Origin of the sequence: Methylobacterium dankookense (genome assembly GCF_902141855.1) — a bacterium.
Taxonomy (GTDB): Bacteria; Pseudomonadota; Alphaproteobacteria; order Rhizobiales; family Beijerinckiaceae; genus Methylobacterium; species Methylobacterium dankookense.
Map to the genome: position 1 here is coordinate 134,229 of NZ_CABFVH010000003.1, position 18,729 is coordinate 152,957.

Below are 18,729 nucleotides of genomic sequence, written 5' to 3' on the forward strand. Positions count from 1 at the left end.
AGAGACGTCGTGGGCGCGCCTTGTCGGGGATCGCGGCCGGGGCGTCAATCGCGCCCGGCCGACGCATGCGCCGGACAGGCCTCGTCAGAAGGAGCGGGGCAAGCCGAGGATGTGCTCGGCGACGTAGGAGAGGATCAGGTTCGTGGAGATCGGCGCCACCTGGTAGAGCCGCGTCTCGCGGAACTTGCGCTCCACGTCGTACTCGGCCGCGAAGCCGAAGCCGCCGTGGAACTGGATGCAGGCATTGGCCGCCTCCCAGCTCGCCTTGGCGGCGAGGTACTTGGCCATGTTGGCCTGCGCCCCGCAGGGCTCGCCGGCATCGTAGAGGCGGCAGGCCTCGTAGCGCATGAGGTTGGCCGCCTCGACCTCGATGAAGCTCTCCGCGATCGGGAACTGAACGCCCTGGTTCTGGCCGATCGGGCGGCCGAACACGGTGCGTTCCTTCGCATAGGCCGAGACCTTGTCGATGAACCAATAGCCGTCGCCGATGCACTCGGCCGCGATCAGCACGCGCTCGGCGTTGAGCCCCGTGAGGATGTACTTGAAGCCCTGGCCCTCCTCACCGATCAGGTTCTCGGCCGGAATCTCAAGGTCGTCGAAGAACAGCTCGTTGGTCTCGTGGTTGACCATGTTGAGGATCGGCCGGACGCTCATGCCCTTCCTCTGCGCCTCGTGCAGGTCCACGAGGAAGATCGACAGGCCTTCGGACTTCTTCCTGACCTGATCGAGCGGCGTGGTGCGGGCCAGGAGGATCATTAGGTCGGAGTGCTGGATGCGCGAGATCCAGACCTTCTGGCCGTTGATCACCCAGCGGTCGCCCTTGCGCACGGCCGTGGTCTTGATCTTGGTGGTGTCGGTGCCGGCGGTCGGCTCGGTCACGCCCATCGACTGCAGGCGCAGTTCCCCGGCCGCGATCTTCGGCAGGTAGCGCTGGCGCTGCTCCTCGGAGCCGTGCCGCACCAGCGTGTTCATGTTGTACATCTGGCCGTGGCAGGCGCCGGAATTGCCGCCCGAACGGTTGATCTCCTCCATGATCACGGAGGCTTCGGTGAGCCCGAGACCCGAGCCGCCGTATTCCTCGGGGATGAGGGCGGCCATCCAGCCGGCCTTGGTCAGCGCGTCGACGAAGGCTTCCGGATAGCCGCGGGCCTCGTCGATCTTCCGGTGGTACTCGGGCGGGAACTCGGCGCAGAGCGCGCGCACCGCGTCGCGGATGTCCTGATGCCGCCCGTGGTCGATCGTCTGCATCGGCGCCTGCTCCCTGACTCGTCGTGTCGTCGGACGGGCGGGAACGGCATGGCCCGGCCCGGATCGGCGCCGCGATCGACTTCTCGATGGAGGAGAGCCCTAGCGAGAGCAGCGGACCGGCGCCAATACAACCTCCGACAGCGCATTATAGCGGAAAGTTATATCGTCACCGGGGGCGCGCGCCGGAGGTTGCGCGCGGGCTTCGACGGGGCCACTGATACCGCGTCCGGTTGATCAGACCGGACGCGGTTATCAGCCAGCCCGCGCGGCGCTTGAGCGAAGGCGACATCCGCCATCCCGAAGGGATCACCCGGATGTCGTATGAGGCGCTCTCCCCTGCCCCACCCCGTCCGGAGATCGCCTGCCGTGTCCCACCCTGCCCCCGATGCGGCCCCGGCCACGCGGCGCGGCACGCCGACGCTCGCGGGCAATGCGGCGCTCGGCGTCACCCAGATCATCCTGTGGGGCGGCTCCTTCTTCCTGATCGCCGTGGTGGCCGATCCGATCGTGCAATCCACCGGCTGGCCGCAGGCGGTCGTGGTGGGCGCCCTGTCGCTGGCGATCCTGATCTCGGGCCTGCTCTCTCCCTGGGTCGGGCGCATGATCCGGCGGCACGGCGGACGCCCAGTCCTGATCGCGGGCACGCTGACCATGGCCGCCGGGCTCGTCCTGATGGGCCTGGCGCCGAACCTGCCGGTCTTCCTGCTCGCCTGGACGGTGATGGGCCTCGGCATGGCGGGCGCGCTCTACGACCCGCTCTTCGCGGCGATCGGCCAAGCCTACGGGTCGGCGGCGCGCGGCGCGATGACCCAGATCGCCATCGCCTCGGGCTTCGCCGTCACCCTGTGCTGGCCCGCCACCAGCGCCATGGTGGCCCAGATCGGCTGGCGTGGCGCCTGCTTCGCCTATGCCGCCCTCTCGGTCGCCGTGGTGGCGCCGCTCTTCGCCTGGGCCCTGCCCCGGCAGGCGCGCGCCGAGGCCGTCCCGGCCGTCGCCGCCGCGACGCTGGCCCGGCCCGCGGCACCGGCCCGCCTGCCCGGCGAGCGGGTTCTGGCCGTCACCTTCACCACCGCGGCGGTGCTGATGACCGCGGTCTCGGTGCAATTGCTGCTGCTCCTGCAGGCCCAGGGCATCGCGGCCGGCACGGCGGTGGCCCTGAGCGCCCTGATCGGGCCGTCGCAGGTCGGCGCGCGCATCCTGGAACTCGCCTTCGGGCGGGGCGCGCACCCGATCTGGGCGCTCCTCGTCTCCAGCGGCAGCGTGGCGCTCGGCCTGCTGCTGCTCGCCGTCGCCCCGGGCCTCGCCTGGCTCGCCATCATCCTCTACGGGGCCGGCAACGGCATGCGCACGGTGGTGCGCGGCACCCTGCCGCTCGCCCTCTACGGCCAGCAGGACTACGCCGCGGTGATGGGCCGGCTGGCCCGCCTTCCCCTCTTCGGGCAGGCGGCGACGCCCGTGGCCTGCGGCGCCCTCTCGGACTGGCTCGGCCTCGACGCCCTGCTCGACATCATGCTGGGGATCGCGGCCCTGAACCTCGCCCTGTCGCTGTTCGTCGCCCGCCGCACCCTGGCGGAGCGGCGGGGCTGAGCGGCTTCGGCTCGGCTGATCGGCTTGCCGCCGGTCAGCCCGCCACGGGCTCGTCCGCCCGTTGCAGCGCGCAAGCGGCCACGGCCCGCGCCACCGCCTCCGGCTCCACCGGCTTCTCGCAATGGATCGTGCGGGAATCGGCAGGCGGAAGCATCCCGCGATCGTATCCGGTGGCGAAGACGATCGGCACGCCCCGCGCGCGCAGGGCGTCGGCGACCGCGAAGGCCATCTCGCCATGCAGGTTGATGTCGAGGACAGCCGCGTCGATGCGCGGCGTCGCGCCCGCGATGTCGAGCGCATCCGCCACGCTGCTGGCCGGGCCGAGCACTGTGGCGCCCAGCCGTTCCAGCCCGTGCCGGAGGTCGTCCATGATGAAGTAGTCGTCTTCCACCACAAGTACGTGGCAGCCGGCTAAGATCCCGCCCCTATCCATCGCCGCAGCCTCCTCCTCCGTCGCTCGCACGCCGGATCCGCACGTTCCGCAGCCGCTCCGCTGGAGTGATCCGGCGCACAGCGTTTGAGTATAGATGGCATGCCCGCTCAGACACGAAACGGGCGGCACCTCAAAAATCACGATATTTTTTGCGTCTCGGTCACGTGCATCCACACCGATCGGCAGAGATGATCATTGATCCAGATCAAACGCCCGCGGACGAACTCGACCGCTCGCAGCAATATGCGGCAACGTGAAGTGCTTGGTGAAATGCTTGGCCGCTCATTGCTTCACATCGATCGGAACCGCCCCGGCGCCCTGAGGTTCAGCCCCTAGCAGCAATGGCGGAACCCATCGGTTCCGTCCGGGTCCGGGCGACAGAGCCGACACAACCCTTGCGTGCCGCCGTGATCGGACCGGCCCGTGCGCGACGGGCGTGCGGCGCGGCGACGGGCAGATCCGGATAACGGCCTTCGAGAATGGGAGACGGGAATCGCGATGCAGCCCGGATTGGGACTGCGCTTCGGCGCCCTGGACGAGCGGACGGTTCATCTCTGCGTCGATGCGCAACGCATGTTCGCCGAGGAGACGGACTGGCACACGCCCTGGCTGCGCCGGATCCTGCCCGCGATTGAGCGCATCGCCGCATGGCAGGCGCATCGCACGATCTTCACCCGCTTCGTTCCGGCCGAGAATGCCGGCGCCTGCACCGGCACGTGGCGGCGCTACTACGAGCGCTGGCCGGACATGACCCTGGATCGGCTCCCGGCCGGCATGGTCGACCTGCTGCCGAGCCTCGCCGCCCGGGTGCCGCCGGCGCGGGTCTTCGACAAGCGGACCTACTCGCCCTGGATCGAGCCCGGCTTCGCGGCGCTCCTGCAGGGGACCGAGGCCGTCGTCGTCACGGGCGGCGAGACCGATGTCTGCGTGCTGGCGACCGTGCTCGGCGCGGTCGACCGCGGCTACCGGGTCGTCATCGCCGCCGACGCCGTGTGCAGCTCCGCCGATGAGACCTACGACGCGATGGTGACGCTGTATTCCAGCCGCTTCGGCGAGCAGATCGAGATCGCGCCGACCGCGGAGATCCTCGATGCCTGGCCCGCCACACCGTGACCGGAGCATCGACACCGGCGGCGAGCCCGGTCTCCGGTCCGCACCGCGCCAACCGACCCATGTGCGAGCCACCGCGATGACACGCCTTCAGGAAACCCTGCGGACCTTCGCGGGTCTGCTCGCCGCCGAGCAGCCGGTCAATGCCGGCGAGGCCGATGCGGCGATCTGGGCCTATCTCGCCTCCTTCGAGGGGCTCGATGCACAGGCGGAGGCCCTCGGCGTGCTGGAGCGCGCAGTGGCAGGCCTCGATGCGGGCTCGGCCTTCATGCCGATCCTGCTCGACACCCTGGAACGGCACCGGGCGCGCCTGTCCGAGCCCTCGGCCTGATTGCCGCAGGACGCGACCACGCCCTTGCCGGGGCGGCCTCGGAGGAGGCACAGCTCCGCCATGTCCCGAAGCTCCGCCGTGCCCAGCCGCCTGTCTCGCCTGCTCGCGGCGCTCGCCCTCCTCGGTGCCGCGACGGCGGCGCGGGCCGAGCCGGCGGACGGCCCGGTCCTGCAGACCCTCGACTACGCCAACACCCGCTTCTCGCCGCTCGACCAGATCGACGCGGGCAATGTCGGGCGCCTCAAGGTGGCCTGGACCTTCTCGACAGGCGTGCTGCGCGGCCACGAGGGCGCGCCGATCGTCGTCGGCTCGGTGATGTACGTGCACACGCCGTTCCCGAACACGGTCTACGCCCTCGACGTCGACCATGACGGCCGGATCCTCTGGCGCTACAGCCCGCGGCAGGGTGCGGACGTGATCCCGGTGATGTGCTGCGACACGGTCTATCGCGGCCTCGCCTACGCCAATGGCCGCCTGTTCCTGCATCAGGCGGACACCACGGTGGTCGCCCTCGATCCCGGCAGCGGCCGGGTCCTCTGGTCCGTGCGCAACGGCGACCCGGCCCGCGGCGAGACCAACACGGCGACGGTGCTGCCCGTGAAGGACAAGCTGATCGTCGGCATCTCGGGCGGCGAGTACGGCGCCCGCTGCCACGTCACCGCCTACGATCAGGCGACCGGCCGGCAAATCTGGCGCGCCTACGCCACCGGCCCCGATGCCGACATCCTGTTCGATCCGGAGCGGACCACGATGCTCGGGCGACCGGTCGGGCCGGATTCCTCGCTCCGGAGCTGGGAGGGCGACCAGTGGCGGATCGGCGGCGGCTGCAGCTGGGGCTGGTTCTCCTACGATCCGGAGCTGAACCTCGTCTATTACGGCACCGGCAATCCCTCGACCTGGAACCCGGCCCAGCGCCCCGGCGACAACAAATGGGCGATGGCGATCCTGGCCCGCGACGCGGATACGGGGGTGGCGCGCTGGGCCTACCAGATGACGCCCCACGACCAGTGGGACTATGACGGCGTCAACGAGATGATCCTGACCGAGCAGGAGATCGGCGGCGAGCGGCGGCGCCTCCTGACGCATTTCGACCGCAACGGCTTCGGCTACACCCTCGACCGGGCAACGGGCGCCCTGCTCGTGGCGGAGAAGTTCGATCCGAGCGTCAACTGGGCGAGCCGCATCGAGCGGGATCCCGCGAGCCCCGGCTACGGGCGGCCCATCGTCGAGAAGCGCTACGCCCCCGAGGAGGCGGGCGAGGACGAGACCACCACCGGGATCTGCCCCGGCGCGCTCGGCGCCAAGAACCAGCAGCCCGCCGCCTATTCGCCGGCTACGCGCCTGTTCTACGTGCCGACCAACCACATGTGCATGGATTACGAGCCCTTCCACGTGAGCTACGTGCCGGGCCAGCCCTATGTCGGCGCGACGCTGGCGCTCCACCCGCCGGCCGGCGAGAGCCGGACCGGCGCGTTCATCGCCTGGGACGGCACGGCCGGCCGGATCGCCTGGTCGATCCCCGAGCCGTTCTCGGTCTGGTCGGGCGCGCTCGCCACGGCCGGCGGCGTGGTCTTCTACGGGACGCTCGAAGGCTACCTGAAGGCTGTGGACGCGCGGACGGGCCGGGAGCTGTACCGGTTCAAGACCCCATCGGGCATCGTCGGCAACGTGACGACCTATCGGCACAAGGGACAGCAATACGTCGCCGTGCTCTCGGGCGTCGGCGGCTGGGCGGGCATCGGCCTCGCGGCCGGACTCACGGACCCGGCAGACGGTTCGGGTGCAGTCGGCGGCTACGCGGCTTTGTCGCAATACACTGCCGCCGGCGGCCAGCTCACCGTCTTCGCGCTTCCGGACTGAAGGCGGCGGAGCCAGCCGATCCTCCGGACTGTACCAAACGCTAATGACAGTCGGTATTAATCTGTATTAAACCTCACACAGGCGCTGGGGAGCCATCGGGAATCGCGGAGTCGATAACGATGAGCAAGAGCACCGACGCCATGCGCCGCCGTCTGTCGAGCGGACGATACCCCATTCTCGTCACGCTGATGCTGTTCGTCATCGTCGGCTACGCGGCCGTGCTGATGCGGCTGGAATGAATCCGGTCCCGATCCGCGCGGCGATCGGCGGCGACGACATCGAGCCCGGTGATGGGCCCACCCCAATTCCGCATCCTCGCTCAGATCGGCTTGCATGATCCATAGCTGACGCGCACCGCAGTGCGATCCTCGGGGTTCAGCTGCGCCCGGACGAACCGGTTTCGGCCGAGATCCAGGGTGATGAAGTAGATGCCGTTCTGGCACTTGATCGTGTTGCGCGGCCGCCCCTCGTTCAAGCGCGGATTCGCGGCCGAGCATTCGTAGAACTCGGACCGCCCGGACGAGATCAGGGTCATGTAGTCGCCGCTGACGGTCAGCGAGAAGGTCTGCCGGATGAAGACCGCCGGCTTGGCCTCCTCGCCGTCGATCCCGTTGCCGAGGCCGACGGCCGATTCCTCGACACAGAGCATGGGCCGCCGCGATTGGGCGTAGGCCGGCAGAGCGCTCAGTGCCACAACAGCGATCGCGATTACCGCTCTCATGGCTCCCTCCGATCCGCGCCGCGACGGACCGAGAGCACCCCACGCGACTTCCGGCCGCCGAAAGCCTGTCCTCGTCGCGCAGGAATGCGACGGGAGCTCCGCGAGAACTCTCGATGCAAAGTCTCAGCACTTCCTACGTAGACGACGGCCAAGCCTTTGTCGCGACAAATCATCGGCCTGGCGGAGGCACGCACAGCCCTTCGCGACCGTCCCAATGAAAAGGCGATCCGAGCGCGGGTGGGGCTCGGATCGCCTGTTGAACGCTGCCCCGGTGTTGAGACGGTGACCGGCAGCCTGAGGCCTGCGTTACGCCGGCATGGTTAACGATGTCTTAGCGCTAGAGCCGTTCCCGATCGCGTTGCAATCGGGAACGGCTCCAAGCTCCTGTTTTGACGCGCTCTCTTGCGCCGAACCGGTATCCACTTCGGCGGAGAGCGCTCAAGCACCGCGCCCGAGTCTCACCGGCTCGACAGCTGCGCGGTCGGCGGCGTGAACTCACCAGACCATTGCGTGATGGCATCGGTCTTCGAGGTGAAGACCGTCGAGAAGGTGCCGCCGCCCTTCAGGCCGGCGAAGGCGCCGTTGGCGTCGCGCGTCCTGAACCGGCCCTGCGCGGTCACGCGGCCCTGGGCATCGGTGGAGACCCTGCCGGAATAGGTGCCGACAGTGGAGCCGACCGGGGTGTTGAAGGTGATCGTGCCCTGGACCGGCCCGTTCCCGCGCTTCAGGACCGCGATCTCGCTGATGCCCACGGCGGCCCCGTCGAGCGGCAGGCCCGGGCTGCGGTTGATGCCCGAACCGGTCTGCTGGATCTCCAGTCGATCGGGCGACCCGAGCGGCCGGACATCCTGTTTGCCGACATGGGTATCGAAGGTGCCCGACATCGGCATCGCCACCGCCGGCGCGACGAGCGTCAACGCCGGCAGGACCACAGCGGGCATGAGAAGGCTGCGCAACATGTCCGACCTCCCGTGATTGTTACATTGTCAGACGAAGCGTTCTGCTTCGTTTGACATCATCAGGAGTTGCGGCAAATTTGACTATCATCCGGATGAGGTATCTCATCCGAGCATTGATTTTTGATGATGCCGGATCCGCCTGAACATGGCGGAGACGGTATCGTCATGCCCGCGCGACGTCTGATGGGATCCCGTCGGAGCCCAGCCAGGGTGCGGATGCGCGCGGCTACCCTCCCCCGGCAGCGCACCGGGGGAAGAGCCTTCGCAAGGATCGGCCGGTCAGGCTCCGGGCTGGGCGGATTCGCGCACCGCGAGGTTGCGCTTGACCGCTTCCTGCACCTTCTCGAAGGCGCGCACCTCGATCTGGCGCACGCGCTCGCGGGAGACGCCGAACTCGCCCGAGAGATCCTCGAGGGTGATCGGATCGTCGGCGAGCCGGCGCGCCTCGAAGATGCGGCGCTCGCGCGGGTTCAGGACGCCGAGCGCGTCGCGCAGCGCCGAGAGCCGGTTCTGGCCCTCCTCCTCGCGCACCAGCACGGTCTCCTGGCTCGGGCTGTTGTCCACGAGCCAGTCCTGCCACTCGCCCTCGCCCTCCTCGCGCAAGGGCGCGTTGAGCGAGGTGTCGCCGGACAGGCGCCGGTTCATCTCGACCACGTCCTGCTCGGGGACGCCGAGGCGGGTGGCGATCTGCTTGACCTGATCGGGCTTGAGGTCGCCCTCATCGAGGGCCGAGATGCGGCCCTTCGCCTTGCGCAGGTTGAAGAAGAGCTTCTTCTGGTTGGCCGTGGTGCCCATCTTCACGAGCGACCACGAGCGCAGGATGTATTCCTGGATCGCTGCCTTGATCCACCACATGGCGTAGGTGGCCAGCCGGAAGCCCTTGTCCGGATCGAAGCGCTTGACCGCCTGCATCAGGCCGACATTGCCCTCGGACACGACCTCGCCGATCGGCAGGCCGTAGCCGCGATAGCCCATGGCGATCTTGGCGACGAGGCGCAGGTGCGAGGTGACCAGCCGGTGCGCGGCCTCGCGGTCGCCGGCGTCGCGCCAGGCTTTCGCCAGCGTGAACTCCTCCGACGGTTCCAGCATCGGAAACTTGCGGATCTCGTCGAGGTAGCGCGACAGCCCACCTTCGTTGGCGAGCACGGGTAAAGCGCCGGCCATATGCATCTCTCCTTGGTGGTCCCCCTGTCGGGCGGACGCGTGAAGCGGACGGCCGCTCCTTGAGCCGGCCTCCCGAATCCCCATCTGTACCGGGGAAGCCTTCAGGCCGGTAGCGGGTCCGCGCCCCGAACGTCGTGAACAACGCGTGACGGACTGAAGAGGTTGACCCTGCCACGAACGGTCGCGGCGGGAGGGGTCCCAGCGCACCTGTCCCGACGCCTGCCTTGACTGTGCCGCCGCAGCAACGCCCTCCCGCAGAACTTCGCGCCCCGCCCCGGGCGGTTACGCCGCCAGGGCCGCGACGAGCCGGGCGAGCTCGGCCGGCGCCGGGCTCTCGAAGCGCAGGTGCTCGCCCGTGCGCGGATGCGCGAAGCCGAGGAGCCCGGCATGCAGCGCCTGCCGGTCCAGGGCGACGAGCGCGGCGCGGGCCTCGTCGGGCAGGCGCGCCGCCTTGGTCTTGAACGCTCCGCCATAGACGGCATCGCCGAGGAGCGGATGGCCGATATGGGCCAGGTGCACGCGGATCTGATGGGTGCGGCCGGTCTCCAGCCGGCAGCGCACGAGGCTCGCCTCCGCGTAGCGCGCCTCGACGGCGTAGTGCGTCACCGCATGGCGGCCCTCGCCGGGACGGACCACCGCGATCTTCTCGCGGTTGTACCGGCTGCGCGCGAGATCCGCGGTGATCGTGCCGCGGGCGGGTTCCGGGATGCCCCAGGCCAGGGCGAGATAGGCCCGCTCCAGCGGGCCGCTGCGCCCATGGTCGGCGAACTGAGCGGCGAGGCCCCGATGCGCGGCATCGTTCTTGGCCACCACCATCAGGCCGCTCGTGTCCTTGTCGAGACGGTGGACGATGCCGGGCCGCCGCACGCCGCCGATCCCCGAGAGGCTGTCGCCGCAATGAGCCAGGAGGGCGTTCACGAGGGTGCCGCCCTCGTGGCCGGGCGCGGGATGGACGACGAGGCCCGCCGGCTTGTCCACCACCACGAGGTCGTCGTCCTCGTAGGGGATCGCGAGGGCGAGGGCCTCCCCCTGCGGGATCGCGGGCGCCGCCTCCGGGATCGTCACGGCCAGCGCCGCGCCCGGCCCGACCTTGAGGGCGGGATCGCGCACCACGGCGCCATCGCGCCGGACCTGCCCCGCGCGGACGAGGTCCTGCAGGCGGGCGCGCGAGAGATCGGGGAACATCAGCGCGAGCGTCCGGTCGAGGCGCGCGGTCCCGGCCTCCGCGGCCACCACGCCCTGCCGCTCGCTCCCCGCCGCCCCTGCCTGCACGTCCGATTCTCCGAGCTCGTTCGAAAAAGCTGCGATCCGGGCTTGCCCGCCCGTTCGGGCGTCGCTATAGGAACCCCGCGCCGCAGGAAAGCTCCCATCGTCTAGCGGTCTAGGACGTCGCCCTCTCACGGCGAAAACAGGGGTTCGAGTCCCCTTGGGAGCGCCACTTGCCTGCGTAAGTCATTCTCTCTCCTTCTAAAATTCGGATATGCCCCAAACTGCTAGGATGTGGTTTGGGCAGCCCTGTTCCCTTTCCACCCCTCCAGCTTTGTGATGGCGCCGCTGGAAAGGTTCGCCCTGTTCGCCTCGCGGGTGTACCGCTCAGCTTGCGCGAGGGTGCTATGGCCGAGGACGGCCATGATCTCGTGCGCAGTACAGCCAGCTTCGGCGAGGCGCCTGCCGGCAGCCTTGCGCAAGCCGTGCGGTTGAGCATCCAGCGGCAAGCCAGCTGCCGTGATGGAGTCGCACATGAGCGAGGCCGTCCGCAGGCTTGAGACACGGCTCGGCGGCCGGCTTCTCAACCGCACGACGCGCAGCGTTGCGCCGACCGAGGCAGGCGCACGCCTGTTGGAACGGCTGTCTCCGGCCCCGAGTGAGGTCGAGGCGGCGCTCGATGTCGTGAACGGCTTCCGCGACCGGCCGGCACTCTCAGGCTCAACGTGCCGGTCAGCGCCGCGCGGCTCGTGCTGCCCCGGATCGTGCCGCCCTTCCTGAAGGCCTATCCTGAGATCCGGCCTGAACCGCCAACCTTCGTGACGGCCGACCGAAGGGAGGCAAAGCGCCATCGACGCCCCCATATACGAACGACGCGGGAGACACGTACAGGGAATGACGATGAGCACGGAAAGGGCGGTGCTGGCGGGCGGGTGCTTCTGGGGCATGCAGGACCTGATCCGGCGTCAGGAGGGCGTGGTGTCGACGCGCGTCGGATACACCGGCGGCGACGTGTCGAACGCCACATATCGCAACCACGGCACACACGCTGAAGCCATCGAGATCATCTACGACCCGGCCCATACAAGCTTTCGGCGCATGCTGGAGTTCTTCTTTCAGGTCCACGATCCTTCGACCCTGAACCGCCAGGGTAACGACAGGGGCCTCAGCTACCGCTCGGCCATCTTCTACGTCGACGAGGATCAGCGCCGCGTCGCGGAGGACACCATCGCCGAGGTTGACGCCTCCGGGCTGTGGCCGGGGAAGGTCGTGACCGAAGTGGCACCGGCCGGTCCGTTCTGGGAGGCCGAGCCGGAGCACCAGGACTACCTGGAACGCCGGCCCGATGGATACACCTGCCACTTCGTCCGTCCGAATTGGAAGCTGCCGCCTCGTTCTTCAGCCTCTTAGGACGTCTGATACCGCGTCCGGTCGATCAGACCGGACGCGGTATCAGCAAGCCCGCGCGGCGCTTGAGCGTAGGCGACATCCGCCATCCCGCAGCGGACGAACTTCTCGGCTCGTGCCCTGCAGCAGCAGACCGGCCTCTACTTCCGAGACCAGATGAAGTGGAACGGCTTCGTCCTGACGGGCAGCGTGCGCAACGACTGGGTCGACCAAGAGATCCGCAGCACGTTCAACTTCCCGAACCTGCCGGTGCCGACGCTGAACCGGACCACGATCGACCAGCAGCGCTTCTCGGCGCTGAGCTACCGCGTGGGCCTCGGCTACGAGTTCGATTTCGGCCTGGTGCCCTACGCCTCCTATCCACCTCGTTCAACCCGCAGATCACCGGCACCATCCCGATCTTCCACGAGGAGACCGATGCCTGGACGGGGGCGGAACCGGCGGTCGAGGCGTCCGGCACGCCCATCAGGTCGCTCGACGATCTCGTCGCGATGGCGCACACGGCGCGGCCCGGCAAGCGTGCCGTCGCAGTCGATCTTGACGCGGATCACCCGGGGCCCCTGACGGTAAGCCTCGCCGAACCGGGTGCGCGCACGTTGGCTGGCTCGCAGCCGAAAGCAGGCAACACCGTTCAGGCGCGCGTGCGCACAAGAGCGGGACGCTCCGTCGGCTTGAGGCGCGCGCGCCACACGGAACGCTCGACGAGATCTCCGATCACGCCCGCCAGGACTCCGGCAACGGCCTCGCTGCCGCGGGCATTCAGGGTTCGCTGGGACACCACGACCGAGAGCCGCCAGGATGGCGTCGGATCGACGATCGGTATCGCAACCATCTCGCCGCGCTCGATCTCCGCAGCCAGAGCGAAATGCGGCATGATGGCCGCGAAGGCTTGAGCGCGCACGAGCTCGGCGATCGCGGGCAGGCTCTCGCAATCCGTTGCCGTCGGTGTGATGTCGTGACGGGCCGCGAGCTGCTCGATCACGGCACGCAGGACGTTCGGACGCCCGGGAAGGATGACCGGGAGTGCCTGCTGGAAGACTTGGCCGAACCCGATCTCGCGCCGCGCGGCCAGCGGGTGGGAGGCGGGGACCACAAACATCAGGTCCTCGACCATCATCTCGGTCCAGGCCACGTGCTCAAAGGCCTTGTGGTCGTAGAGCAGCGCGACGTCCAGGCGTCCGGACTGGATCCACTCGTCCAGGGTACCAGTCATCGCCTCGACGATATGGAGGCTGATGTTGGGAAGCGCTTCCAACATGGCCCGGTGGAGAGGGAGCGACAGGCCCCGGCAGGCTGAGGTCGGCAACCCGACCGAGATGCGCCCGCTCGGGCTCGTCGCCTGAGAGCGCACGACCTCTTTGGCCCGCTCGACCTCCTGCAGGATACGTCGCGCGTGCTCGTAGAACTTGAGCCCGAGTTCCGTGGGCGTGACCCCTCGGGCGTGCCGGAATAGCAGCTCGACACCGAGTTCATCCTCGAGATTGCGCATCTGTTGGCTGAGCGAGGGCTGGGCGATTCGCAGCACCTCAGCCGCCCGAGAGACGTTCCCGCTCTCTGCGATCTGCGCGAAGTAACGAAGCTGACGAAGATCCATGGCGATCCTAACCCAGGGTCTTCGTCAAGAGACAGGGAACTCCACGGCGATGTCAAACTGCTCTAGCGCCGAGCAATCTGCGTAAACTATGTGCATCGCATCAAGATTTATGATTGCAACGCAACAGTTTGATGGCTGAAGGCCTCTCATATTTTCGCCTATGATCTAAACTCATAGGAATTTCCAATAGCTCATATCGGAAATTGGTCTTTGATGCCCGTTGTATTCGTTGCGTAGCCTGACGCCTATCGATCGAGGATCGGGGCTGGACCCGGGACATCATCAGGAAATCGGAGCCCACCGCATGGATGCGCACAAGTATTTGCGCCGTCTCTTCCTGGCCGCGCCTCTCGCGTTCACGATCCCTGGTGCGGCACTGGCGCAGCAGGAGCCCTGCATCGGCAATTCCGCTGCGATCACCGGGCCGGCGGCCTTCGGCGGGCAGGCCATCAAGATGGGCGCCGAGATCGCCATCGAGGAGATCAACGCGAAGGGTGGCGTGCTCGGCAAGCCGTTGCGCTTCGTCCAGTACGACGATGCCGGTGCGCCGCCGCGCGGCGTCGACAACACCCGCCGCATCGCCCTCGCCGACAAATGCGTGGTGATCCTGGGCGGCTACCACTCCACCGTCTCGGTGGCGCAGGTCGAGCCGGTCCACGCCATCGGCATTCCCTTCGTCGGCGTGCTCGCGGCCAACACGCAGGCGATCGAGAACGGGCGCAGCCCGAACTACATGTTCCGGGTCTCGGCCAAGGACAAATGGGTCGCCCGCTTCCTCGTCGAGCAGGCCTCGAAGGTGTCGAAGACCGGTAAGATCGCGTTCTTCTACGAGAATACCGGCTGGGGCAACGGCGCGGTTCCGGACGTGAAGGCGGCCATCGCTAAGGCCGGCAAGGAACTCGTCGCTACCGAGACCTTCAACTGGAACGACCAGGACATGACCCCGCAGGCGATCCGCGCGCGCGATGCCGGCGCCGACGTGGCCCTGTTCTGGGCCCTCGACCGCGAGGGCAACCAGCTCGTCCGCTCCATGGACAAGGTCGGCTACAAGCCGACCGTGATCGGTGCCTGGGGCATCGCCGGCAATCTCGGCGAGCTGGCCGGCCCCCTCGCCAACGGCGTCGAGGTGGTGCAGACCTACAGCTTCATGGGCGAACTCGACCCGCGCGGTCAGGCGCTCTGGCAGAAGATCCAGGCGAAGTACGGCCTCAAGGACCCGTCCCAGATCAAGATGGGCTCAGGCATCGCCAATGCCTACGACGCCATCCACATCGTGGCGCAGGCGATCGAGAAGGCGGGCGCCTACGATTGGAAGAAGGTCCGCGAGGCCCTCTACCAGGTCAAGTACGACGGCCTCGTCGCCAAGTACGACCCGGCCTTCGACGCCGCCGACCCCGAGCGCCAGGACGCGATCCTGCCGAGCTACTACAAGCTCACCGTCTGGTCCGACGGCAAGCTGCTTCCGATCGCGCAGACCCCCTACGGCAAGACGAACTGACGGCGCGTGCCGCCCGACCTTCCCCAGCGGGAGGGGCCGGGGCGGTCCGTCCGGATGCCCCCTCGCCGGGCCGGGCCGCCCCGTTTCCGCCGACGTTTCCCCGCCGCGCGCCGGGAGCCATCGCGACAGCCATGACGAGGCCATGACGAGGTCATGACGACCGCCCTGCAATACACCCTCTCGGGCCTCGCGATCGGGGGCATCTACGCCCTCGTCGCGCTCGGCTTCCACGTCATGTGGTCGGCCGCCAAGGCCGTGAACTTCGCCCACGGCGACACCCTGATGATCGGTGCCGTGCTCGCGGTGATGGGCGTCGATGCCGGCCTGCCGCTTCCCCTCGCCTGCCTCCTCGCCATCCTGGCCGGCGCCCTGTTCGGCGTCGCGCTGGAGCGCTTCGCGGTGCGGCCCTTCATCGGCGCCAACGCCTCGATCGGCTGGATGCTCACCACCATCGCGGTGGGCATCATGGCCGAGTCCCTCGCCACCATGCAGTTCGGCGGCTTCTCGCGGCCCCTGCCCTCGCCGGGCGTCGCGGGCGCCGTCTCGATCCTCGGCGCGGGCGTCTATCCGCAGGAGCTCGTCATCCCGGCCGTCGCGGTGCTGGCGATGGTGGGCCTCCACCTGATGCAGCGGCGCACCCTCGTCGGGCGGGCCATGCAGGCGGTGGCCCATAACCGGCAGGCGGCGGCGCTGATGGGCATCGACGTCGACCGGATCGTGATGCTCTCCTTCGGCCTCGCGGCCCTGTTCGGCGCCGGCGCGGGCGTGCTCGTCGCCCCCGTGATCCAGGCCTCCGCCAACATGGGCGTGCTCCTCGGGCTCAAGGGCTTCGCGGTCGCCATCATCGGCGGCATCACCAGCGGGCCGGGCGTCGTCGTCGCCGGCCTCGCCTTCGGCGTCATGGAGAAGTTCGTCGAGGGCTACGTCTCGACCTCGGCGCGGGAGATCGTCGGCTTCAGCGCGATGATCCTGATCCTCCTCGCCTTCCCTCAAGGCCTGTTCGGCCGCCGGGAGATCTTCAAGGTATGAAGGCCCTCCACGCCCTCGGCTTCGCGCTCCTCGCCGTTATCCTCGTCGCCGTGCCGCTGACCTCCGGCAACGAGTACGAGCTGCGTCTGTTCATGCTGTTCCTGATCTACGGCATGATCGCGGTCGGCCTGAACGTCCTCGTGGGCCTCACCGGGCTCGTCTCGCTCGGCCAGGCCGGCCTGTTCGCGCTCGGCGCCTATGCGGGCGCGATCCTGGCGATCCGGCTCGGCCTCGACCTCCTGCTCGCGAGCCTCGGCGCGGCGGTGGTCGCGGGCCTGTTCGGCGCGGCGCTCGCCTATCCGAGCGTGCGGGTGCGCGGCGTCTACCTCGCGGTGGTGACGATCGCCTTCGGCCTCATCGTCGAGAACGTCGCCATCGAATGGCAGGGCCTGACCGGGGGCACCACCGGGCTCACCGGCATCCCGGGCCCGAACCTGCTCGGCCATCCGCTCTCGGGCTACGCCTTCTACGCGGTGCTCGCCCTCACGCTGTTCCTGGCGACGCTCGCCGCGCACAACCTGAAGCATTCGGGCTACGGCCGGGCGATGCTGGCGGTGGCCCAGAGCGAGACGGCGGCGCGCAGCCTCGGCATCGGCGCCACCGGCATCCGCACGCTGGCCTTCGCGGTCGCGGCGGTGACGGCGGGGGTCGCCGGCAGCTTCTACGCCTTCCTCAACGCCTACATCTCGCCCGACATCTTCACCTTCTCGGATTCCGTCCGCTTCCTGCTGATGGTGATCCTGGGGGGCGCGGCCTCGACCTTCGGGCCGGTGCTCGGCGCCTTCATCCTCACCTACCTGCCCGAGGTGCTGCAGCGCTTCGCCGAGTGGCAGAAATTCGCCTACGGCGCGCTGCTGCTGGCGGTGATGTTCGGCCTGCCCGGCGGCATCCTCGGCACGCTGGGCCAGCTCTACGCCCGCCTGCGACCGGGCCCGCGCGGGGTCGACCCGGCCGAGGGCATGCCCGCCTCCGAGACCCTGGCGGGCCGCGCCCCCGCCGCCCTGGAGACGGACGGCCTCACCGTGCGCTTCGGCGGCCTCACCGCCCTGAATGCGGCCGGTATCCGCGTCGCCCCAGGGGAGATCCACGCCCTGATCGGCCCGAACGGAGCGGGCAAGTCGACCTTCGTCAACACGATCTCGGGCTTCTACCGGCCGAGCGCGGGTGCGTTCCGCCTCGACGGAACGGACCTCGCCGGCCGGAAGGTCCACGCCATCGCCCGGCTCGGCCTCGCCCGCACCTTCCAGAACACCGAGCTGTTCGGGCAGATGACGGTCCTGGAGAACGTCATGGTCGGGGGCTTCACGCATCTCGGCTACCGCCTGCCCGGCGCGATCCTGCGCACGCCCCGCTTCCGCCGCGAGGAGGCGGCCTGCCGGGCCGCCGCGATCGGGCTCCTCGACTTCGTGGGCCTCGCCGACGTGGCCAACGAGCAGGCCCGCTTCCTGCCCTTCGGCCACCAGCGCCGCCTGGAGATCGCCCGGGCGCTCGCCACGCGGCCGCGCCTCCTCCTCCTCGACGAGCCGGCCGCAGGCCTGACCACGCAGGAGATCGATGAGCTCGAGGCGATGATCCGCAGGATCGCGGGGCTCGGGGTCTCGGTGCTGCTGATCGAGCACCATGTCGACCTGATCATGGCAGTCGCCGACACCGTGACGGTGCTCGATTACGGCCAGATCATCGCAAGCGACCGCCCGGAGGCGGTGCAGGCCGATCCGCGCGTGATCGAGGCCTATTTCGGCGGCCCCTCCGCCATCCTCGCTGAGGAGGCCGCCTGATGTCGCACCCGCCCCTGCTCGCGGTCGAGGATCTGGAGGTCCGCTACGGCGCGGCCACGGCGCTCCGCGGCGCGAGCCTCGCCGTGCGGCGCGGCCAGCTCGTCGCGGTGATCGGCAACAACGGCGCGGGCAAGACCTCGCTGATGCGCGGGCTGACCGGCCTCGTGCGCCCGAGCGCCGGCCGCGTCCTGTTCAAGGGCGAGGAGGTCACGCGGCTTCCCGCCCACGCCAAGGTCGCGCGCGGCCTCGCCATGGTGCCGGAGGGGCGCCTGATCTTCCCCGACCAGAGCGTGGAGGACAACCTGATCCTCGGCGCCTACGCCCATGGCGGCCTCAGGTCCAAGCGGGCGAAGGAGACCCTGGAGCGGGCGCTCGTCCTCTTCCCGCGCCTGCGCGAGCGGCTGCGCCAGCCCGCCGGCAGCATGTCGGGCGGCGAGCAGCAGATGCTCGCCATCGCCCGCGGCCTGATGGCCGAGCCCGATCTCCTCGTCATCGACGAGCTCTCGCTCGGCCTCGCGCCGCGGGTCGTCGAGCAGCTGATCGGCGTCCTGCGCGACCTCAACCGCCAGGGCCTCACCATTCTTCTCGTCGAGCAGCTTGCATCCTACGCGCTCGCCATCGCCGACCACGCCTACGTGGTGGCGCAGGGGCGCGTGGTGCGGGACGGCCCGAGCGGGCAGATCGCCCGCGACCCCGAGGTCATGGAGACCTTCCTCGGCAAGAAGAAAGCCGCCTGAGCGGCCCATCCGCGAACCCGGCTCAACGCGGCGCCCCCCGGCGCCGCGAACGCTCCCTCACGCCCGA

18 protein-coding genes, 1 tRNA gene and 1 pseudogene are annotated in these 18,729 nt (G+C 69.1%); 12 read left to right on the plus strand and 8 right to left on the minus strand.

Annotated features, from left to right (window positions below; translation table 11 throughout):
- Positions 1-84: 84 nt before the first annotated feature.
- Complete coding sequence (locus MTDSW087_RS04095; RefSeq protein WP_144760480.1) at positions 85-1,248, minus strand: acyl-CoA dehydrogenase family protein; 1,164 nt, start codon at positions 1,246-1,248, stop codon at positions 85-87.
- A 366-nt stretch (positions 1,249-1,614) separates the two neighbouring features.
- Between MTDSW087_RS04095 and MTDSW087_RS04100 the strand changes: the two genes are divergently transcribed.
- Positions 1,615-2,835: an MFS transporter gene (locus MTDSW087_RS04100; RefSeq protein ID WP_244948370.1), complete on the plus strand. Its 1,221-nt coding sequence runs from the start codon at positions 1,615-1,617 to the stop codon at positions 2,833-2,835.
- Between the two features lie 34 nt (positions 2,836-2,869).
- Here MTDSW087_RS04100 and MTDSW087_RS04105 read toward each other — a convergent pair whose 3' ends face one another.
- On the minus strand, positions 2,870-3,226 hold the full coding sequence (locus MTDSW087_RS04105) for a response regulator (protein ID WP_342353831.1): 357 nt from the start codon (positions 3,224-3,226) through the stop codon (positions 2,870-2,872).
- A 540-nt stretch (positions 3,227-3,766) separates the two neighbouring features.
- Here MTDSW087_RS04105 and MTDSW087_RS04110 point away from each other — a divergent pair.
- From MTDSW087_RS04110 to MTDSW087_RS04120, 3 genes are all read left to right on the plus strand, one after another.
- The gene (locus MTDSW087_RS04110) at positions 3,767-4,381 is read left to right on the plus strand and encodes a cysteine hydrolase family protein (protein WP_144760489.1); all 615 of its coding nucleotides are present in this window, start codon (positions 3,767-3,769) and stop codon (positions 4,379-4,381) included.
- A 76-nt stretch (positions 4,382-4,457) separates the two neighbouring features.
- Positions 4,458-4,709 (plus strand): hypothetical protein, encoded by a 252-nt coding sequence (locus MTDSW087_RS04115; protein WP_144760490.1) that lies wholly within the window; start codon positions 4,458-4,460, stop codon positions 4,707-4,709.
- A 60-nt stretch (positions 4,710-4,769) separates the two neighbouring features.
- On the plus strand, positions 4,770-6,569 hold the full coding sequence (locus tag MTDSW087_RS04120; RefSeq protein ID WP_144760493.1) for a methanol/ethanol family PQQ-dependent dehydrogenase: 1,800 nt from the start codon (positions 4,770-4,772) through the stop codon (positions 6,567-6,569).
- 319 nt (positions 6,570-6,888) lie between these two features.
- Here the strand turns inward: MTDSW087_RS04120 and MTDSW087_RS04125 are convergent, their stop codons facing one another.
- The 4 genes from MTDSW087_RS04125 to MTDSW087_RS04140 form a co-directional block, all read right to left on the minus strand.
- On the minus strand, positions 6,889-7,290 hold the full coding sequence (locus tag MTDSW087_RS04125) for a hypothetical protein (protein WP_144760496.1): 402 nt from the start codon (positions 7,288-7,290) through the stop codon (positions 6,889-6,891).
- A 458-nt stretch (positions 7,291-7,748) separates the two neighbouring features.
- A complete protein-coding gene (locus tag MTDSW087_RS04130; RefSeq protein WP_186383725.1) occupies positions 7,749-8,249 on the minus strand; it encodes a hypothetical protein in 501 nt (166 codons plus the stop codon).
- 279 nt (positions 8,250-8,528) lie between these two features.
- Positions 8,529-9,413 (minus strand): RNA polymerase sigma factor RpoH, encoded by an 885-nt coding sequence (rpoH, locus tag MTDSW087_RS04135; RefSeq protein WP_144760499.1) that lies wholly within the window; start codon positions 9,411-9,413, stop codon positions 8,529-8,531.
- A 282-nt stretch (positions 9,414-9,695) separates the two neighbouring features.
- On the minus strand, positions 9,696-10,685 hold the full coding sequence (locus MTDSW087_RS04140) for an RluA family pseudouridine synthase (RefSeq protein WP_373322019.1): 990 nt from the start codon (positions 10,683-10,685) through the stop codon (positions 9,696-9,698).
- Positions 10,686-10,775: 90 nt separating this feature from the next.
- Here MTDSW087_RS04140 and MTDSW087_RS04145 point away from each other — a divergent pair.
- Positions 10,776-10,851, plus strand: a tRNA-Glu gene (locus MTDSW087_RS04145).
- A 55-nt stretch (positions 10,852-10,906) separates the two neighbouring features.
- On the opposite strand, the gene MTDSW087_RS04150 is transcribed toward MTDSW087_RS04145, so the two are convergent.
- Complete coding sequence (locus MTDSW087_RS04150; protein ID WP_144760501.1) at positions 10,907-11,155, minus strand: tyrosine-type recombinase/integrase; 249 nt, start codon at positions 11,153-11,155, stop codon at positions 10,907-10,909.
- Between MTDSW087_RS04150 and MTDSW087_RS04155 the strand changes: the two are divergent.
- The 3 genes and pseudogenes from MTDSW087_RS04155 to MTDSW087_RS04165 all read left to right on the plus strand — a co-directional run.
- Positions 11,148-11,425 (plus strand): annotated as a pseudogene (locus tag MTDSW087_RS04155) (LysR family transcriptional regulator); the annotation flags it as partial. The gene MTDSW087_RS04150 and the pseudogene MTDSW087_RS04155 overlap by 8 nt on opposite strands.
- Before the next feature lie 94 nt (positions 11,426-11,519).
- The gene (gene msrA / locus MTDSW087_RS04160) at positions 11,520-12,029 is read left to right on the plus strand and encodes a peptide-methionine (S)-S-oxide reductase MsrA (protein ID WP_144760786.1); all 510 of its coding nucleotides are present in this window, start codon (positions 11,520-11,522) and stop codon (positions 12,027-12,029) included.
- 153 nt (positions 12,030-12,182) lie between these two features.
- Positions 12,183-12,590 carry a hypothetical protein gene (locus tag MTDSW087_RS04165; protein WP_238179430.1) on the plus strand — a complete coding sequence of 136 codons (408 nt, stop codon included), beginning with the start codon at positions 12,183-12,185 and terminating at the stop codon, positions 12,588-12,590.
- A 67-nt stretch (positions 12,591-12,657) separates the two neighbouring features.
- On the opposite strand, the gene MTDSW087_RS04170 is transcribed toward MTDSW087_RS04165, so the two are convergent.
- Entirely contained in the window at positions 12,658-13,620 is a 963-nt protein-coding gene (locus MTDSW087_RS04170) for a LysR family transcriptional regulator (RefSeq protein ID WP_144760507.1), read from the minus strand.
- Positions 13,621-13,924: 304 nt separating this feature from the next.
- Here MTDSW087_RS04170 and MTDSW087_RS04175 point away from each other — a divergent pair, with 304 nt between their 5' ends.
- The 4 genes from MTDSW087_RS04175 (at position 13,925) to MTDSW087_RS04190 (ending at position 18,662) form a co-directional block, all read left to right on the plus strand.
- A complete protein-coding gene (locus tag MTDSW087_RS04175) occupies positions 13,925-15,118 on the plus strand; it encodes an ABC transporter substrate-binding protein (RefSeq protein ID WP_144760510.1) in 1,194 nt (397 codons plus the stop codon).
- Positions 15,119-15,271: 153 nt separating this feature from the next.
- Positions 15,272-16,147 carry a branched-chain amino acid ABC transporter permease gene (locus MTDSW087_RS04180; protein ID WP_144760513.1) on the plus strand — a complete coding sequence of 292 codons (876 nt, stop codon included), beginning with the start codon at positions 15,272-15,274 and terminating at the stop codon, positions 16,145-16,147.
- Positions 16,144-17,925, plus strand: coding sequence for a branched-chain amino acid ABC transporter ATP-binding protein/permease (locus MTDSW087_RS04185; protein ID WP_144760516.1), 1,782 nt, complete (start codon positions 16,144-16,146; stop codon positions 17,923-17,925). The genes MTDSW087_RS04180 and MTDSW087_RS04185 overlap by 4 nt, the downstream gene beginning before the upstream one ends.
- Complete coding sequence (locus MTDSW087_RS04190) at positions 17,925-18,662, plus strand: ABC transporter ATP-binding protein (protein WP_144760519.1); 738 nt, start codon at positions 17,925-17,927, stop codon at positions 18,660-18,662. Before MTDSW087_RS04185 ends, MTDSW087_RS04190 begins: the two co-directional genes overlap by 1 nt.
- Positions 18,663-18,729: the final 67 nt, after the last annotated feature.

Excerpts from the sequence above, each read along its gene's own strand:
- MTDSW087_RS04190 (WP_144760519.1), top strand. The coding sequence starts at position 17,925 with ATGTCGCACCCGCCCCTGCTCGCGGTCGAGGATCTGGAGGTCCGCTAC.
- MTDSW087_RS04180 (WP_144760513.1), top strand. The coding sequence starts at position 15,272 with ATGACGACCGCCCTGCAATACACCCTCTCGGGCCTCGCGATCGGGGGC.
- MTDSW087_RS04150 (WP_144760501.1), bottom strand. The coding sequence starts at position 11,155 with ATGTGCGACTCCATCACGGCAGCTGGCTTGCCGCTGGATGCTCAACCG.
- MTDSW087_RS04110 (WP_144760489.1), top strand. The coding sequence starts at position 3,767 with ATGCAGCCCGGATTGGGACTGCGCTTCGGCGCCCTGGACGAGCGGACG.
- rpoH (WP_144760499.1), bottom strand. The coding sequence starts at position 9,413 with ATGGCCGGCGCTTTACCCGTGCTCGCCAACGAAGGTGGGCTGTCGCGC.
- MTDSW087_RS04130 (WP_186383725.1), bottom strand. The coding sequence starts at position 8,249 with ATGTTGCGCAGCCTTCTCATGCCCGCTGTGGTCCTGCCGGCGTTGACG.
- MTDSW087_RS04170 (WP_144760507.1), bottom strand. The coding sequence starts at position 13,620 with ATGGATCTTCGTCAGCTTCGTTACTTCGCGCAGATCGCAGAGAGCGGG.
- MTDSW087_RS04175 (WP_144760510.1), top strand. The coding sequence starts at position 13,925 with ATGGATGCGCACAAGTATTTGCGCCGTCTCTTCCTGGCCGCGCCTCTC.
- MTDSW087_RS04120 (WP_144760493.1), top strand. The coding sequence starts at position 4,770 with ATGTCCCGAAGCTCCGCCGTGCCCAGCCGCCTGTCTCGCCTGCTCGCG.
- MTDSW087_RS04165 (WP_238179430.1), top strand. The coding sequence starts at position 12,183 with ATGAAGTGGAACGGCTTCGTCCTGACGGGCAGCGTGCGCAACGACTGG.
- msrA (WP_144760786.1), top strand. The coding sequence starts at position 11,520 with ATGAGCACGGAAAGGGCGGTGCTGGCGGGCGGGTGCTTCTGGGGCATG.
- MTDSW087_RS04185 (WP_144760516.1), top strand. The coding sequence starts at position 16,144 with ATGAAGGCCCTCCACGCCCTCGGCTTCGCGCTCCTCGCCGTTATCCTC.
- MTDSW087_RS04115 (WP_144760490.1), top strand. The coding sequence starts at position 4,458 with ATGACACGCCTTCAGGAAACCCTGCGGACCTTCGCGGGTCTGCTCGCC.
- MTDSW087_RS04125 (WP_144760496.1), bottom strand. The coding sequence starts at position 7,290 with ATGAGAGCGGTAATCGCGATCGCTGTTGTGGCACTGAGCGCTCTGCCG.
- MTDSW087_RS04095 (WP_144760480.1), bottom strand. The coding sequence starts at position 1,248 with ATGCAGACGATCGACCACGGGCGGCATCAGGACATCCGCGACGCGGTG.